The sequence below is a fragment of the Pseudomonas fluorescens NCIMB 11764 genome (assembly GCF_000293885.2).
GTDB lineage: Bacteria > Pseudomonadota > Gammaproteobacteria > Pseudomonadales > Pseudomonadaceae > Aquipseudomonas > Aquipseudomonas fluorescens_B.
Genome location: NZ_CP010945.1, coordinates 4,613,054 through 4,630,467, shown reverse-complemented (window position 1 = coordinate 4,630,467; position 17,414 = coordinate 4,613,054). Strand labels below are relative to the sequence as shown.

The window sequence follows — 17,414 nt, the reverse complement described above, 5'->3', positions numbered from 1 at the left end:
CTCACCTTTAGCCACTGTTTCAGGCCATTCGTCGCATCGGAGTCGCCAAACCGCGCATGGCACCGTTGGACACCACACCGTCACCTCCCAACACTTCCGCATCCCTTGCCAATACCGAACAATCGCCCATCTTGCAGCGCAAAAACAAAAAAGGATTGGAGCTTATGAAGTCGCTTGGTCGTATTGCGTTGGTCACGGGTGGTATGGGTGGGATTGGCACGGCCATAAGCCAGCGCCTGTACAAAGAAGGATTCAAGGTCATCGTCGGTTGCAGCGCCGATTCCGCCCGCAAGAACGACTGGATTGCCACCCAGCTGGCAGCGGGTTACCAGTTCGAGTGCATCTACGGCGACATCACCGACTGGGAGTCGACGCGCAAGGCTTTCGAGACGGCCCACGAACAATTCGGAGCGGTGGACGTGCTGGTCAACAACGCCGGCATTACCCGTGATGCGTCCTTTCGCAAACTGACCCCCGAAGACTGGAACGCGGTGATCGGCACCAACCTCAGCGGCCTGTTCAACACCACCAAACAGGTGATCGAAGGCATGCTGGCCAAGGGCTGGGGACGGGTCATCAACATTTCTTCGATCAACGGTCAACGCGGCCAGTTCGGCCAGACCAATTACAGCGCGGCCAAAGCCGGCATCCACGGTTTCACCATGGCACTGGCGCGGGAAGTGTCCGGCAAGGGCGTCACCGTCAACACCGTCTCGCCGGGTTACATCCAGACCAGCATGACCGCCGCCATCCGCCCGGACATCCTCGACACCATGATTGCGGCCACCCCGGTCGGGCGCCTCGGCCAACCCGAAGAAATCGCTTCGATCGTGGCCTGGCTGGCTTCCGATGAATCGGGCTACAGCACCGGCGCCGACTTCTCGGTGAACGGCGGCATGAACATGCAGTAGATCGATCAGGGCACGGACGCCCTGCTCCCGCTGGACAAAATTTTAATGAGGTCATGCATGAACGAAGTCGTAATCGTTGCCGCTACTCGTACCGCCATTGGCAGTTTTCAGGGTGCCTTGTCCGCGATTCCAGCCACCGAGCTGGGCGCCACAGTGATTCGCCGTCTGCTGGAAGAAACCGGTCTGGACGGCGCGCAGATCGATGAAGTGATCCTCGGCCAGGTCCTCACCGCAGGCTCGGGACAAAACCCGGCACGCCAGACGGCGATCAAGGCCGGCCTGCCCTTTACTACCCCGGCCCTGACCCTGAACAAGGTCTGCGGCTCGGGCCTCAAGGCCGTGCAACTGGCTGTTCAAGCGATCCGTTGCGGCGACGCCGAACTGGTGATTGCCGGCGGCCAGGAAAACATGAGCCTGGCGCCCTATGTGCTGCCCAAGGCACGCACCGGGCTGCGTCTGGGTCATGCGCAATTGCAAGACAGCGTGATTCAGGACGGTTTGTGGGACGTTTTCAACGACTACCACATGGGCATCACCGCTGAAAATCTGGCCACGCGGTACAGCCTCACCCGCGAAGACCAGGACGCCTTCGCCGCCGCCTCGCAACAGAAAGCGGCTGCCGCCATCGAAGCAGGCTACTTCAAGCGTGAAATCACGCCGATCCTGATCCCTCAGCGCAAGGGCGATCCGCTGGTGTTCGATACGGATGAACAACCGCGCCCGGGCAGCACGCTGCAAGCCTTGAGCAATCTGAAACCGGCGTTCCAGAAAGACGGCAGCGTGACCGCCGGCAACTCGTCGACCCTCAACGATGGCGCCGCCGTGTTGCTGCTGACCAGCGCCACCACGGCCCAGGCCCTCGGCTTGCCGGTGCTGGCACGCATCAAGGCTTACGCCAGCGCAGGCGTCGACCCGTCGATCATGGGCATCGGCCCGGTTCCGGCCACCCGTCTGGTGCTGGAGAAAGCAGGCTGGCGCCTGGACGACCTCGACCTGATCGAAGCCAACGAAGCGTTCGCCGCGCAATCACTGGCAGTTGGCAAGGAACTGGGCTGGGACACCCGCAAGGTCAACGTCAACGGTGGCGCGATTGCGCTGGGCCATCCGATCGGCGCGTCGGGCGCGCGGATTCTGGTGTCGCTGGTGCACGAACTGATTCGCCGTGACGGCAAAAAGGGCCTGGCCACGTTGTGCATTGGCGGCGGCCAAGGCGTCAGTCTGGTCATCGAACGATAAGAAGAAACACAGGACTGCTTGCTTGACTGCTGACACGGTGCCGAATTCCGGCACCGCGGTTTTTTTCTGCCCGGTTTACTGATGTGGGCAAGGAGTTCCATGGACAATAACGCGCACACCTTCAATACCTTCTGGTCCGGCCAGGTTCCGTTCATTGCCTCCTTTGCAGTGCAACAATTACGTTTATGGGTCAGCACCAATCCGTGGTTTACCGGGCAGGAATACAACGAGTGGTTCGACTTGCCGCGCGACACCCTGGACAGCCTCCAGTCGGACTATCAGCTGCAATGGGCGGACCTCGGGCACCGGCTGATGAGCGGCCAGCCCTTCACCTTTGAGGATCGACGTTTTGCCAGTGGCAACTGGCGCGAGCCGCTGTTCGGCTCCCTCGCCGCGTTTTACCTGCTGAACGCCGGGTTCCTGCTCAAACTGCTCGACAAACTGCCGATCAAAGACAAGAAACCCCGCCAGCGCCTGCTGTACCTCGTAGAGCAAGCCATCGCCGCAGGCGCGCCGAGCAATTTTCTGGTGAGCAATCCTGATGCCCTGCAGCGGGCCGCGGACACTCAAGGCGCCAGCCTGCTCACGGGCCTGTTGCACCTGGCCAGCGACCTGCAGGAAGGCAAGATGCGCCAGTGCGACAGCGGCGCCTTCAAGGTTGGCGTCGACCTGGCCAGCACGCCCGGCGAAGTGGTATTCGAGAACGACCTCTTCCAGTTGATTCAGTACTACCCGCAAAGCGACACCCAATACCGGCGACCGGTGTTCATCGTCCCGCCGTCGATCAACAAGTACTACATCCTTGACCTGCGCCCGGACAACTCGATGGTTCGCCACCTGTTGCAACAAGGTCATCCAGTGTTTCTGATGTCGTGGCGCAACTTCGATCAGGCACATGCAGGCACCACGTGGGACGACCTGATCGAAACCGGCATCATCAAAGGCCTGCAAGTGACCCGTGAAATCAGCGGCGAGCAACGGCCCAATTGCGTCGGTTTCTGCATCGGCGGCACGCTGCTGAGCACCGCGCTGGCGGTGCTGGCGGCCCGCGGTGATCGCGAAATCGGCAGCGTGAGCCTGTTGACCACGTTCCTGGACTACCTCGACACCGGCCCTATCGACATCTTCGTCGACGAGCAACTGGTGGCTTACCGCGAGCGCACCATCGGTGGCGTTGACGGCCCCATCGGCCTGTTCAAGGGCGAGGACATGGGCAACACCTTCTCGCTGTTGCGCCCCAATGATTTGTGGTGGAACTACAACGTCGACAAGTACCTCAAGGGCCAGAAGCCGATCCCTCTCGATTTGCTGTTCTGGAACAACGACAGCACCAACCTTCCCGGCCCGATGTATTGCTGGTATTTGCGCCACACCTATTTGCAGAACGATCTGAAATCCGGCGAGCTGGACTGCTGCGGCGCCAGGCTCGATCTGCGCGCCATCGACGCGCCGGCGTACATCCTCGCTACCCATGACGATCACATCGTGCCTTGGCGAAGCGCCTATGCCAGCACCGAACTGCTGTCCGGCACCAAACGCTTCGTACTGGGCGCTTCGGGGCATATCGCCGGGGTCATCAACCCGCCCGCCAAGGAGAAGCGCCATTACTGGACCAATAACCGGGTCACGAAAAACCCCGATACCTGGTTCAAGAATGCCGAGCAACATCCCGGCAGCTGGTGGAACGACTGGTTCGCCTGGCTCGCCGAACACGGCGGCGAACGCCAGCCTTCGGCGCCGCACAGCGGCAATGCGCAGTATCCTGCACTTGAATCGGCCCCCGGTCGGTACGTGATGCAATGATGGACTGTCCCGTGCGATAGCTTTTATTGCGCGGGGCGGCGCGGTGATCCCGCCCCGCAAGAAAGTCAAAACACAGCACACCGGTTCAATATCCCCGAATGAATTTACGCAACCATGGCCTCCTCACTCACCCGTAAGGACCTCGCCATGGCTATCGCAAAAGCAGTTCCCGGCAAAACCCTGCTGACCCCGACCGACCACACACTGATCATGATCGACCACCAGTCGCAGATGTCCTTTGCGACCAAGTCGATCGACGCCGTGACCCTGCGCAACAACGCCGCGCTGGTGGCCAAGGCTGCACGTGGCTTCAAGGTCTCGACCATCCTCACCACGGTTGCCGAGAAGAGCTTCTCAGGCCCGATCTTCGACGAAATCAAATCGGTATTCCCGGAACACAACGTCATCGACCGTACCAGCATGAACACCTGGGAAGACGAACGCATCGCCGTCGAAGTCAACAAAATCGGTAAACAGAAAATCGTCCTCGCCGGCCTGTGGACCTCCGTGTGCATCGTCGGCCCGGCGCTGTCGGCCATCGACCAGGGTTTCGAGGTTTATGTGATTGCCGATGCCTGTGGCGACGTCAGCACCGAAGCTCATGAAATGGCCATGCAGCGCATGATCCAGATCGGCGCGCGGCCGATGACCTCGCTGCAATACCTGCTTGAACTGCAGCGCGACTGGGCACGTACCGAGACCTATGACGAAACCGTGAAAACCTCGATTGCCAACGGTGGTTCCTACGGTCTGGGGCTGATTTACGCCAAGACCATGTTCGGGGCCTCGGAAGGCCACTAAGCGGTTTCCTTTTAATAGCAAGCGACTGTGGACATTCCGCAGTCGCTGGTGCGTGGTCATTGACGATGAAGTTTCGCAAGCAAGATCTTCGCGCCGGGTTGCCCTTCTGGTTATCGATGCTGTTCGCCGGAACAGCCCTGGCTGATGAACCCGCACAAGGGTTTCTGGACGGCGCGACGCTTGACGTGCTCAGCCGCAACTTTTACCTCAATAGCGATTACCGATCCCCTTCGCCGACAGGCAAAAGCTATAAAGCGGAATGGGCTCAAGGCTTTATCGGCGCTTTTGAATCCGGTTTCACACCCGGTACGCTTGGGTTTGGCCTGGATGCTCATGCCTTTTTGGGATTGAAACTGGATGGCGGCAAGGGGCATTCCGGGACTGGATTGCTGCCCGTAAATGATGACGGTCGTAGCGAAGGCAACTACTCCAGTGGCGGTGGCGCGCTGAAAATCAGAGCCTCCCGAACCACCTTGGCCTTCGGTGAAATGATGGTCGAAACCCCGGTATTCGACACCGCGGACAAACGCCTGCAACCGGAGTACGCCACAGGCTTGCTGCTGAACAGCCGCGAAGTCGACGACCTGAATCTGGTGGCCGGTCATTTCACGGCGTTCAAGAACCAGGACAGTTCGTCGGGCAAAGGCGACTTCTATGGCTATGGCGCCAACACAGAGGCTGGCGGCATTACATTTCTCGGCACCGACCTGTTCACCCAACGCCCCGTCGGCGGTGCGCTCTACGCCTCCGAACTCAGCGACACCTGGCGTCAGTATTACGCCAACCTGCACCTGAAGCAGCCCGGGGTATTCCTCGACGCCAATCTCTACCATACGCAGGACACCGGCAAAGCGCTGGCCGGCGACATCGATAACACCGCGTTCAGTCTCTCGGGCAAGTACACCGTCGCTGCACATGCCTTCACGCTGGCGTATCAAAAAATAACGGGCGACACGCCATTCGATTTTGTCGGCGGCGATTCGATCTACCTGGCCAACTCGATCAAGTACGCCGACTTCAACGGCGCCAATGAACGCTCATGGCAGGCACGTTACGACCTCGATTTGGGCACCTTAGGGATTCCCGGCCTGAATTTCATGACGCGTTACGTCATGGGCAGCCAGATCGACGGCACCCATGCGCCCAAGGGCGGCGCCTACAACCCTTTTGATGAGTCCGTCGGTGACTACATGCCGCAACAAGGCGATGGCGGCCGGCATTGGGAGCGCGACATAGACCTGCGCTACGTCGTGCAGTCCGGCACGGCCAAAGGATTGTCCCTGCAATTGTCCCATGTGTCCCATCGAGCCAACACCGCCCAGGCAGGCGATGACATCGACCGGGTGTACGTGGTCATCCAGTACCCGCTGAACTTCGGGCATCTGTGAAGGGAAATTGGCGGAAGGCAGCCGGAGTCGAACCTGCCCGGGAACGGATGCCGTCCCCAACCGGGTTTGAAGCCCGGCCGCGCCACCGGGCGCGATTGCCTTCCTTGAAGTCAGTTTTCTGCCCGTTGCGCCAGGGCATTGTCGAGGCGGATATGACGTTTGTCGCCAAAGCGTCGGGTCAGGCCCAGCCGGTCGAAGTATTCGAGAATCTGGATACTGCGCTTGCGCCCCAGGCCCACCGCATCGCGAAACGCCGTGACTTGAATCACCTCGTTTTGCGCCGCCAGTTGCAAGAGCATAGCCGCCATACGACGCAGCATTGCGTCTGTATAAAACAGGTCGCGGACCACTTGATGCACCAGGCTCAGGCGCGCCATCTTGCGCAGCAGCAAGCGCACCGTCACCTCATCGAAACCCAGGTCACGCACCCACGGGGGATCGAATCCGGCCTGTTCGAACAACGGTTGCAAGTGTTGCCACAGGGCTTCGTCCTCCGCGCTCAAGCGTACTTGATGACCGGCCAAGTGCAGCCACGGTCCGCTGGCAGCGAGAGTGCCAGCGGCCAGCAGTTCGTCGATCAGGCTGACGAACGTCGCACGGTCCAGCGCCGTGCCGGCGAACCGGCGCAGGCGATCCCGGTCCGGGCCCATTTGATCCGGTTCCAGTTGATGAAAGCGCGCCAGATGTTCCAGCAGCAGTGCTTTTTGCGTTTCCCAGCGCAGTGAGCTGAACAACAGTTGTCCCTGGCGCGTATCGATCAGGCGGACATCCTCGGGTAAATGCCAGGTGCTGCGCGGGCGGTTGAACTGACGTTCCAGACGCTGCGGGTCTAGCCCGGTGTCGCTGTTGGCCAGCAACGCCGGCAAGACCTCTTCCAGATGTGTCGTCGAGGCCAGCGCCTGCAATTGCGCCAGTCGCTCTGGGCTTCGGCGCTGTCGCGATGGCGCGAACGGGTCCAGCACCCGGCCACCGCCGAGGGTGCGCTGAGCGCTTTGGTCACGCAGGATCAAAGGGTCGTCGTGCACCGCCTGCACGGGGGCATTGAGCAGGAGTTGCGCGAACATGCGCTCACCCGGCGCCAGGCTGGAACCCTCCAGTAACGCCACTCGCCCCGTTACGTCCTGAGTCCCGAGGTGCACGTGCACAGGCTGAAAATGTTCGAACGTCCTGGCTTCGCTGATCAACAGATGCAGGTCGATGTCCAGCCGCTGGGTCGGCGCATACAGCCACTCGGCCAGCAGCCAGTGCCCTCGGTGAATCTGCTCCAGTGACAGGCGCTCGGCACTCAGGTTCAACGCCACTCGCTGGCCCGCCGTGGCGCTGTCGGCTGCCTGATTCTGCGCATGCAGGCCACGCACCCGCACCGGTTTGCCCTGTGGACCGAGCGATAGTGTGTCGCCGACCGCCACCTGCCCGGACAACGCCGTGCCGGTCACCACAATTCCCGCACCAGCGACGCTGAAAGCCCGATCAATTGCCAGGCGAAATCCGCCGAGGGTATGGCGCTGGAGCACTTCTTTTTGCTCATCCAGCAAGGCCTGGCGCAGCGTTTCGATACCCTCGCCGGTCGTGTTCGACAGCGCAATCTGTGGCGCGCCGGCATAAGGACCGGGCGCGAGCAAAGCGGCGATCTGTTCGCGCACGGCCTGCACTCTAAAAGTATCGACCCGGTCGCATTTGGTGATCGCAATCAGCGCCCGGGGAATGCCCAACAGTTCGACGATGGCCAGGTGTTCCCGGGTCTGGGGCATGACGCCGTCATCAGCGGCCACCACCAGCAGCGCCAGATCAATGCCTTGCGCTCCAGCCAGCATGTTGTGGGTGAAGCGTTCATGACCGGGCACGTCGATAAAACCGGTCAGGGCCGCGCCGGGTTCGAGCGCCGAATACAGATAACCGAGGTCGATGGTCATGCCTCGGTCACGCTCTTCCCGGCGACGGTCGCCCGCCTGACCGGTCAAGGCCTGCAGCAAGGACGTCTTGCCGTGATCGATGTGCCCTGCGGTGCCGACGATCACCCGGTCACCTGCAGTTGATCGAGCTGCGCCAGCCATGCCGGCTCGTCGTCCAGTTGCCGCAGATCCAGCCACAGCGCGTCATCATCGAGGCGACCGAGCACGGGGATGGCCAGCTTTCTGAAGGCAGCCTCCAGCTCAAGCAACCGCCGACCGCGCAGGCGCTTGCTGACCTCCGGTCGCAGGCACAGTGCCGCGCTCGGCAGGCGCGCCACGGGTTGGCTGCCACTGCCGATCATGCCCAGCGATGGCACTGCGCTGACGCGCCAGCCCTCGCCCAACACCCTGGCCAGCGATGGTTGCAGGCGCTCGGCCTGGGCGAAGATGTCTGTCTGCGGGCGGATGAGTAGACGCAAACTCGGCAGGCGTTCCGCCAGGCGATCCGGATCGCGGTAAAGCCCCAGCACGGCTTCGAGGGCGGCCAGGGTCAGTTTGTCGACGCGCAACGCCCTTTTCAGGGGGTTCTTCTTGATCTTCGCGATCAGGTCTTTGCGACCCACGATCAGCCCGGCCTGCGGGCCACCGAGCAGTTTGTCGCCGCTGAAGGTGACAATGTCTGCACCGTCGAGCAGTGCCTGGCGCACCGTCGGTTCGGCGGGCAAGCCCCAGCGAGTCAAGTCCAGCAGGCTGCCGCTGCCGAGGTCTTCGAGCAGCGGCAAACCGTGTTTGTGCGCCAGCTCCGCCAATTCGGCAGTTGGCACGCTCGTGGTGAAGCCTTGAATGCTGTAGTTGCTGGCATGCACGCGCATCACCAATCCACTGCGCGGGCCGATGGCGGCTTCGTAATCCTTGGCGTGGGTGCGATTGGTGGTGCCGACTTCATGCAGCTTCACCCCGGCCCGGGCCATGATGTCGGGAATGCGGAACGCACCGCCGATTTCGATCAGTTCGCCCCGGGAAATGATCCCTTCCTTGCGCGCGCCCAGGCTGTTGAGCGTCAGCAGCACGGCGGCGGCGTTATTGTTGACCACGGTGACCGCTTCGGCACCGGTCAGTTCGCGGATCAGGCCTTCGATCAGGTCGTCGCGGTCGCCGCGCTTGCCGCTGTGCAGGTCGAATTCCAGGTTGAGCGGATAGCGGGCGGCCATCTGCACCGCGTCAATCGCTTCCTGCGGCAGTAACGCGCGACCGAGGTTGGTGTGCAACACGGTGCCGGTGAGATTGAATACGCGACGGACATGGCTGCGATGCTGCCGGGCAAGGCGTTCGCCAGCCCTGCCCGCCAACGTGTCGGGGGTGATTTCGATGGCGTCGAGTTGCCCTGAAATGACCGGTTCACGCAGGTCATCCAGCAGTTGCCGTAAACTGCCCAGCAGCGCTTCGCGCCCATAGCGCTCGGACAGTGGCTGGCATGCCGGATGGCGCAGCAAACTGTCGATGGAAGGCAATCGCAAGGCCGGGTTGGCGGATCTGGAGGGCATCAGGGGCTCCCGTAAACGGCTGACCGCCTGAGTGTAGTCGCTGGGACTCTTTGCGAGCGGGCTCGCTCCCGCAATGAATTTGCGTATGCCTGGCGCTCGTACGATGGCGGCCTGATAGCCGACCTTTTTTTTGGACTGAGCGCAGAACCTGCGCTCGGCCTTCCGACGGGGCAGATCAAGATCAAAAGCAAAAGCGAGGCAGCCTGATAGCCGGCGTGAAGTTTGTCAGGATCATTGGTGGGAAACACCCGTGTCATGCCCGCCAACAATCCCCTGTGGGAGCTAGCTGTGTAAACCCACCGCGTTGATTCAGATCGCCCGCGTTATCGTTAACGATCATCGCACGCAGGCTAGCTCCCACGGGAGATCGGGTTCCGAACGAACGGGGCAAAAACGCTTGGTTAGTTGGCGCTTTTCCAAGTAACCCGCTGTAAGAGCGGAACCATCGGCGGCCGTTACCGAAGAAATGGAGATGTCCCCGAGAGGCCCCTGCAAGAAAGCTTCAATCCCCCCCAGGCGCAAACAAAAGATTCGGCGCCACCCGCTGATACCCTTCCTGCTCAAGGCGCATGTCCAGCATCAGACTGGTCAAATCCCCCGACAGCGCTTCAGCTTCAGCATCATTTTCCAGATACAACAATTTCAGGTAACTGCGACAACCGGGACAAACCTCGGCGCGCAACGGCGCCTGATTGGCAGCATGGCGATCATCATCAAGACTGACATATTCCAGACCCTTGCTCTGCTCGCAATACACGCATTTGACCCGCACCACATGCCATTCACAGGCACACAGCGAACACACCAGATAGCGCAAGCCGTTGTGCTTGCCGCGATGCCGAATCACCCCGGCCATCGCCGGAGAACCGCAGGCCGGACACTGGCTGAGACTGTCGCCGGGTTTCAAGGCCAGATCAGGCGTGCTGAGCAACCAATGGCTCCAGGCGGCCTGCAACGCGGCGCCCAGAAATGGCACCAACTCCGCCGGCAGCAACGCAAACTGGCCGCTGACCAAAGCAATTGCCCAGGCTTTGAGTTGGCCGACGCTGGCATTTCGCAAACAGGTTATCGCGCTCTCGACTTCCATTTGCGACGGTGGCCGATAACGCTGCAACAGCGCATGCAGCCAAGGCAACCAATCGTCCTCGCGCACCAGACCGTCGGCAGCAAACGGCGGCAAGCCATGCTGCTGGCAAACCCGCAGACGTTCGGGGTCCGGCAACGTAGCGACGGGGGGATCGTCCATCAACTGCTGCTGAACACCACACAGGCCTGCCACCAGAAGCAGGTAATTGGCCAAAGGATGCCCCTCAGCCAACCGTTCCAGTCGCTGTGCTCGCAACGCGAACAGGTTGTTCGGCGGCAAGTGCAGAAACGGCGGAGAACTCGCCGCCGCTTCAATCTCGCCAGGCTGAAGAATTGTCGCCAAGGGGCTTATCCTTTTTTGCTGACCGGCCGTTCGGGGTGTTCATCGCGCGTGACTTCCCGGTACCAGAGCTCATGGTGTTTCCTTGCCCAGGCACGGCTGACCCAGCCATGCACCATGGCGCTGACCGAGCCCTTGATCCAGATACCGGCGTAGATGTGCACGATGATGCTCAACACCAATACAAATCCCGCCAAGGCATGCAGCAACATCGCCCAGCGAATCGAGGTGATGCCGAAATACTCGCTGAAATATGCCCGCCAGATCACCAGCCCGCTGAACAGCAGCACGAGCATGCACAGCAGCAAGGTCCAGAACAGCAGCTTCTGCCCCGGGTTGTACTTGCCGATCGGCGGCACGCCCTCCTCCTCGTTCTGGATCACTCGCCCGACGCGGCGCAGCCACAAGCGGTCATTGCTGATAAAGAAGTTCGCCCGAAAGAACTGAATCACCAGCCCCAGGAACAGCACGAACATCACCACACCCATGAACGGATGCAGGATGCGCGTCCATGGCCCGCCGCCGAACAGGTGACTGAGCCAGAACAACGCTGGATGAAACAACGCCAGCCCCGACAACGCCGCCATGAAGAAAAAGATCGCCACCAGCCAGTGATTGGTGCGCTGGTTCGAGGTGTAGCGCAGGATCTGTCTGCGGATCATGGTCTGTCCTCCCCGCGCGGATCGAAGGTGTGCACCGCCGGATCGACTTCATGCACCGCAGGGTCTTTGAGGACCGGAAGTTCGTCTTCCTCGACGATCTGCGGGCCAACGCGCACGTAGTGGAAGAACCCGGCCAACACCGCCAGCCCCATGGCCAGCAAGCCCAACGGTTTGCTCACGCCTTTCCACAATTCCACCAGCGGACTGATCGTCGGGCTATTCGGCAGACCGGCATAGAGCACCGGCGTGTCGGCGTGATGCAACACATACATGACGTGCGTGCCGCCCACGCCCTCGGGATCGTACAGCCCGGCGTTGGCGAAGCCGCGGCTCTTGAGATCGACGATGCGTTCGGCGGCGTGTTCCTTCATGTCGTCCTTGGTGCCGAACACAATCGCCCCGGTCGGACAGGTTTTCACGCAGGCCGGTTCCAGGCCTACAGCGACCCGGTCCGAGCACAACGTGCACTTGTAGGCCTTGTGATCCTTTTGCGAGATCCGCGGGATGTTGAACGGGCAGCCGGTGATGCAATAACCGCAGCCGATGCAGTGGTCCTGATCGAAATCGACGATACCGTTGGCGTGCTTGATAATCGCCCCCGGACTCGGGCACGCCGCCAGGCAGCCCGGCTCGGCGCAATGCATGCAGCCGTCCTTGCGGATCAGCCATTCGAGGTTGCCGGCGTCGGTTTCGTGCTCGGTGAAACGCATCAGGGTCCAGGTTTCCGCGCTAAGGTCCTGGGGATTGTCGTAGGTGCCGAGGTTGTGACCGACGTCGTCGCGCAGCTCGTTCCATTCCGAACAGGCGACCTGGCAGGCCTTGCAGCCGATGCACTTGGTGGTGTCGATCAGCTTGGCCACTTCCTCCTGATTGCGCACTGACGGCGAAACCGTCGTGGTGGCCGAGCGGGCAATGATGTCTTGGCTGGCCATTCAGACTTTCTCCACGTTGACCAGGAATGACTTGGATTCCGGGGTCTGGGTGTTGCCATCGCCGAGGAACGGCACCAGGGTATTGGTCAGGTAACCGTGACGCGTGAGCCCGGTGAATCCCCAGTGCAACGGGATGCCGATCTGGTGCACCACCTGATTGTTGACCTGCAGCGGGCGTATCCGCTTGGTCACCACCGCCACCGCTTCGATATGCCCGCGTTTGCTGCTGACCCGCACCCGGTCACCGGCAACGATGCCTTTTTCCTTGGCCAGCACCTCGCCGATCTCGACGAACTGCTCCGGCTGGGAAATGGCGTTGAGCTTGCAATGCTTGCTCCAGAAGTGGAAATGCTCGGTCAGCCGGTAGCTGGTGGCGGCGTACGGGTAATCCTTGGCCACGCCGAGGGAATCCCATACCGAATCGAAGATCCGCGCCGCCGGGTTACTGGTGGCTTTCTTGTTTTCCGGGTGCAGCGGGTTGATGCCGATGGGCGTCTCGAACGGCTCGTAGTGTTCCGGGAACGGGCCTTCGTTCATCTTGTCGACGGCAAAGAACCGCGCCACGCCTTCAGGGTTCATGATGAACGGATTCATCCCGGCTTCCGGTGGCGAGTCGGCCTTGAAGTCCGGCACGTCGGTGCCGCCCCAGACTTTACCGTTCCACCACACCAGGCGTTTTTTCTCGTCCCACGGTTTGCCTAGCGGGTCGGAGGAGGCGCGGTTGTAGAGAATCCGCCGGTTCGCCGGCCAGGCCCAGGCCCAGCCCTGGTGCTGTTTCATGCCATACGGATCGCTGTTGTCGCGCCGGGCCATCTGGTTACCGGCCTCGGTCCAGCTGCCGCAAAAGATCCAGCAGCCTGACGCGGTGCTGCCGTCGTCCTTGAGTTGACCAAAGCCGGCCAGTTGCGCCTTGCCCTTGATCGCCACACCCGTCGCATCGGTGAAGTCGGTGGTGGCGTAGCCGTTGATCTCCCTGGCCAGCTCTTCCGGCGCCGGTTCGTCGGCAATCCTGTAGGGCCACGACAGTTTGAGGATCGGGTCGGGATAAGTGCCGCCATGGGCTTGATAGCGTTGACGCAGGCGCAGGAACAGCTCGCTCATGATCTGCACGTCGGTGCGCGCTTCGCCAGGGCCGTCGGCGCCTTTCCAGTGCCATTGCAGCCAGCGACTGCTGTTGACCAGAGAGCCGTCTTCCTCGGCGAAACAGGTGGTAGGCAGGCGAATCACTTCGGTCTGGATGCCGGCGGTTTCCACATCGTTATACGGCCCGACGTTGCGCCAGAATTCCGAGGTCTCGGTGGACAGCGGGTCCATCACCACCAGCCATTTCAACCTGGCCAGCGCCGCCATCACCCGATTTTTGTCGGGCAACGCGGCAATCGGGTTGAAGCCCTGGCACATGTAACCGTTGACCTTGCCCTGCCCCATCAGGTCGAACACTTTGAGGATGTCGTAGTTGGGGATGTCGAGTTTCGGCAAATAGTCGTACGCCCAATTGTTCTCGGCCGTAGCGTTGCCGGCGTACCAGGCTTTCATCAGGCTGACGTGGAATTTGCTGTAGTTCTGCCAGTAGGACAGCTGCCCCGGCCGCAATGGTTTTTGCGTGCGTTTGGTGATGTAGGCGTTGTAGTCCTGCTCCGCGTCCTGCGGCAACGTCAGATAGCCCGGCAGCGCATTGGACAGCAGCCCGAGGTCCGTCAACCCCTGGATATTGGAGTGCCCGCGCAAGGCATTGACGCCCCCGCCCGGCATGCCGACGTTGCCCAGCAGCAACTGCACCATGGCGGCGCTGCGAATGATTTGCGAACCGATCGAGTGCTGCGTCCAGCCCAAGGCATAGAGGATCGTCATGGTCTTGCCCGGTTGCGAGCAGGTGGCGATCTCTTCCCAGATCTTTTGCATGGCGTCCACGGGCATGCCGCAAATCTGACTGGCCAGCTCGATGTTGTAGCGACTGTAATGCTGCTTCATCAATTGATAGACGCAGTGCGGGTCTTGCAGGGTCGGGTCGACCTTGACGAAGCCGTCTTCACCGAGTTCATAACCCCAGCCGGACTTGTCGGTGTACGCGCGTTTGGTCACGTCGTACCCGCTGAAAATTCCGTCCTCGAAGCCATACCCGGCTTTGACGATGAATGACACGTCGGTGTAGTTGCGCACGTACTCGTGCTGGATCTTGTCCTCGGTCAGCAGGTAATTGATCAGCCCGCCCATGAAGGCGATGTCGGTGCCGGTGCGAATCGGCGCGTAATAGTCGGCCACGGACGCAGTGCGGGTGAATCGCGGGTCGACCACGATCAGCCGCGCGGCATTGTGCGCCTTGGCTTCGGTCACCCATTTGAAACCGCATGGGTGCGCTTCTGCTGCGTTGCCGCCCATCACCAGGATCAGATTCGCGTTGGCGATATCGGTCCAGGTATTGGTCATGGCACCACGGCCGTACGTCGGGGCAAGACTTGCCACCGTCGGGCCGTGTCAGACACGCGCCTGGTTATCAAACCCCAGCATGCCGAGACTGCGAATGACCTTGTGGGTGATGTAACCCGCTTCGTTGGACGCCGCCGAAGCCGCAAGAAAACCAGTGGTCAGCCAGCGGTTCACCGTTTGACCCTGGGCGTTTTTCTCGATGAAGTTGGCGTCGCGGTCGGCCTTCATCAGGTCGGCGACGCGATCCAGCGCTTCATCCCAGGAAATGCGCGTCCACTCCGTGCTGCCCGGCTTGCGCACCTGCGGATACTGCAGGCGGCCGGGGCTGTGAATGAAATCCAGCAGGCCCGCGCCTTTCGGGCACAGCGTGCCGCGATTGACCGGATGGTCGGCATCGCCTTCGATGTGGATGATGTTTTGCGCGACATTCTTGGCGGCATCGCCCTGGCTGTACATGATCAAGCCGCAGCCTACCGAGCAGTACGGGCAGGTGTTGCGGGTTTCATGGGTGTGGGCGAGCTTGAAGTGGCGCACCTGCTCGGCGAAGGCCGGCGCCGGGGCCATGCCCAGCGCGCCCAGGCTCGAGCCTGCAAGGCCGATACCGGCGACCTTGAAGAACTGACGACGGTTGAGATCCATCGTGCACTCCTGATCAGGTGAAGACCCGGTACTTGTGCCGGGTTTTTCGGGGCAATCACGGCGGCGGCAGCGTAGCTACCGACACTTCAAACTCTAGACAATGCAGTCGAAGACTGTGTGAAAACCGACCGCCGGCCCAGGTTTTTCCGCCGTGGGAGAGCCTTTGTGGCGAGGAGTTTATCCCCGTTGGGCTGCGAAGCAGCCCCCTGCATTCTTTCGGTCATACCGGGTTGACAGGATCTACGACGGCTTCGCCGCCGAACGGGGATAAATCCCCTCGCCACAAAAAACCTCACCACAAATCCCCTCTCCACTCGGCTCGCTCCCACAGGGGCTTGGCCTTATCATGTCTGCCGAATTAATCCCGGCCTTTATGAGATGAGCATGACTTTCGATTTTGATCAGGTGTTCGACCGCCACAACACCGGCAGCACCAAGTGGAGCCGCTACCCGGCCGAGGTTCTGCCGATGTGGGTCGCCGACATGGACTTCGCCGCGCCGCCGGTGATTATCCAGGCCCTGCAAAAACGTCTGGAGCATCCATTGCTCGGCTACAGCGTGGCGCAGGACGACTTGCGCGACGCCATCGTTGCCGACCTCTGGAACAAATACACCTGGCGCGTCGAGCCGCAGGAACTGATTTTCCTGCCGGGTGTGGAGTCGGGTTTCAACATGGCCTTGAACGCACTGGTGCAACCGCAACAGAACGTCGTGGTCCAGGTTCCGAACTACCCGCCGCTGCGGCATGCCCCCGGCCATTGGGGCCTGAACAAGGTTGAACTGAATTTCGACACACAGGCTGACGGCACCTACATGACGCCGCTCGATACCTTGCGCCAGTCGCTGGCCGGTGGCGGCGCGTTGCTGCTGAGCAATCCGCACAACCCGCTGGGCAAGGCGTTCCCACGGAACGAACTGCAAGCGGTGGCAGACATCTGCCGCGAACAGGACGCCTGGATCATCTCCGACGAAATCCACGCCGAACTGTGCTTCGACGGGCGCAAACATGTTCCCACCGCGTCGTTGAGTCCTGAAATCGCCCGGCGCACCATTACGCTGATGTCGGCGAGCAAGGCCTACAACATCGCCGGCCTGAAGACCTCGTTCATGATCATTCAGGACCGGGCTTTGCGTGAGCGAGTCAACCACGCCCGTTGCGGCATGGTCGACAGCGTCAACCCGCTGGGTATGGAAGCGACACGCGTGGCTTATACCGAAGCCGGGCCGTGGCTGACCGAGCTGGTGGGTTACCTGCAAGCCAACCGCGATTACCTGGTCGATGCCGTTCGCACCCGGCTGCCGGGCGTCACCATGAACGTACCGCAGAGCACTTATCTGGCGTGGCTCGATTGCTCGGCGCTGGGTCTGGATAATCCGCAGCAGTTCTTCCTTGAACAGGCGAAGGTCGGGCTCAGCCCAGGCCTGGATTTTGGCGATGACTGCAAACAGTTCGTCCGCCTGAATTTCGGTTGTCCGCGCGCGATGCTGGAAGAAGGGATTGCGCGGATGGAGCGCAGCCTGATCAATCTCAAGGCCTGATTCCATCTGAAGGTAAAGACAATCCCCCCCGTGGGAGCTAGCCTGCTAGCGATGGCGGAGTGTCAGTCGACATAGACGCTGACTGATCCGACGCCATCGCTAGCAGGCTAGCTCCCACAGGAGGTCGGGTTGATTTGAAGGTTTCAGCAACCGTCCGAAATCCAACCGAACTCAAGACAAAAGAGCGGGGTCCACCCTTTGACTCTTCTGCCTT

The 17,414-nt window shown here is 61.2% G+C and carries 12 protein-coding genes and 1 tRNA gene; 6 read left to right on the top strand and 7 right to left on the bottom strand.

Features of this window, described 5'->3' with window-relative positions:
* The first annotated feature begins 164 nt into the window (after positions 1–164).
* The 5 genes from phbB (at position 165) to B723_RS21125 (ending at position 6,139) form a co-directional block, all read left to right on the top strand.
* Complete coding sequence (phbB, locus tag B723_RS21145) at positions 165–911, top strand: acetoacetyl-CoA reductase (RefSeq protein ID WP_017338797.1); 747 nt, start codon at positions 165–167, stop codon at positions 909–911.
* A gap of 57 nt (positions 912–968) precedes the next feature.
* Complete coding sequence (locus B723_RS21140; protein ID WP_017338796.1) at positions 969–2,147, top strand: acetyl-CoA C-acetyltransferase; 1,179 nt, start codon at positions 969–971, stop codon at positions 2,145–2,147.
* Positions 2,148–2,246: 99 nt separating this feature from the next.
* Positions 2,247–3,950, top strand: a complete 1,704-nt coding sequence (phaC, locus tag B723_RS21135; RefSeq protein WP_017338795.1) for a class I poly(R)-hydroxyalkanoic acid synthase — start codon at positions 2,247–2,249, stop codon at positions 3,948–3,950.
* A 147-nt stretch (positions 3,951–4,097) separates the two neighbouring features.
* Complete coding sequence (locus B723_RS21130; protein WP_017338794.1) at positions 4,098–4,751, top strand: hydrolase; 654 nt, start codon at positions 4,098–4,100, stop codon at positions 4,749–4,751.
* A 65-nt stretch (positions 4,752–4,816) separates the two neighbouring features.
* Positions 4,817–6,139 (top strand): OprD family porin, encoded by a 1,323-nt coding sequence (locus tag B723_RS21125; protein ID WP_017338793.1) that lies wholly within the window; start codon positions 4,817–4,819, stop codon positions 6,137–6,139.
* Positions 6,140–6,147: 8 nt separating this feature from the next.
* Here the strand turns inward: B723_RS21125 and B723_RS21120 are convergent.
* From B723_RS21120 to fdnG, 7 genes are all read right to left on the bottom strand, one after another.
* Positions 6,148–6,243, bottom strand: a tRNA-Sec gene (locus B723_RS21120).
* A 6-nt stretch (positions 6,244–6,249) separates the two neighbouring features.
* Positions 6,250–8,157, bottom strand: a complete 1,908-nt coding sequence (gene selB, locus B723_RS21115) for a selenocysteine-specific translation elongation factor (protein ID WP_017338792.1) — start codon at positions 8,155–8,157, stop codon at positions 6,250–6,252.
* A complete protein-coding gene (gene selA / locus B723_RS21110; RefSeq protein WP_017338791.1) occupies positions 8,154–9,575 on the bottom strand; it encodes an L-seryl-tRNA(Sec) selenium transferase in 1,422 nt (473 codons plus the stop codon). The genes selB and selA overlap by 4 nt, the downstream gene beginning before the upstream one ends.
* 502 nt (positions 9,576–10,077) lie before the next feature.
* Positions 10,078–11,004 carry a formate dehydrogenase accessory protein FdhE gene (gene fdhE, locus B723_RS21105; RefSeq protein WP_017338790.1) on the bottom strand — a complete coding sequence of 309 codons (927 nt, stop codon included), beginning with the start codon at positions 11,002–11,004 and terminating at the stop codon, positions 10,078–10,080.
* A 5-nt stretch (positions 11,005–11,009) separates the two neighbouring features.
* Positions 11,010–11,663, bottom strand: coding sequence for a formate dehydrogenase subunit gamma (locus B723_RS21100; RefSeq protein ID WP_017338789.1), 654 nt, complete (start codon positions 11,661–11,663; stop codon positions 11,010–11,012).
* The gene (gene fdxH, locus B723_RS21095) at positions 11,660–12,595 is read right to left on the bottom strand and encodes a formate dehydrogenase subunit beta (RefSeq protein ID WP_017338788.1); all 936 of its coding nucleotides are present in this window, start codon (positions 12,593–12,595) and stop codon (positions 11,660–11,662) included. The genes B723_RS21100 and fdxH overlap by 4 nt, the downstream gene beginning before the upstream one ends.
* Positions 12,596–15,661, bottom strand: coding sequence for a formate dehydrogenase-N subunit alpha (fdnG, locus tag B723_RS21090; protein ID WP_144425259.1), 3,066 nt, complete (start codon positions 15,659–15,661; stop codon positions 12,596–12,598).
* A 384-nt stretch (positions 15,662–16,045) separates the two neighbouring features.
* On the opposite strand from fdnG, the gene B723_RS21080 reads away from it, so the two are divergent.
* Positions 16,046–17,200, top strand: a complete 1,155-nt coding sequence (locus tag B723_RS21080; RefSeq protein ID WP_017338785.1) for a MalY/PatB family protein — start codon at positions 16,046–16,048, stop codon at positions 17,198–17,200.
* Positions 17,201–17,414: the final 214 nt, after the last annotated feature.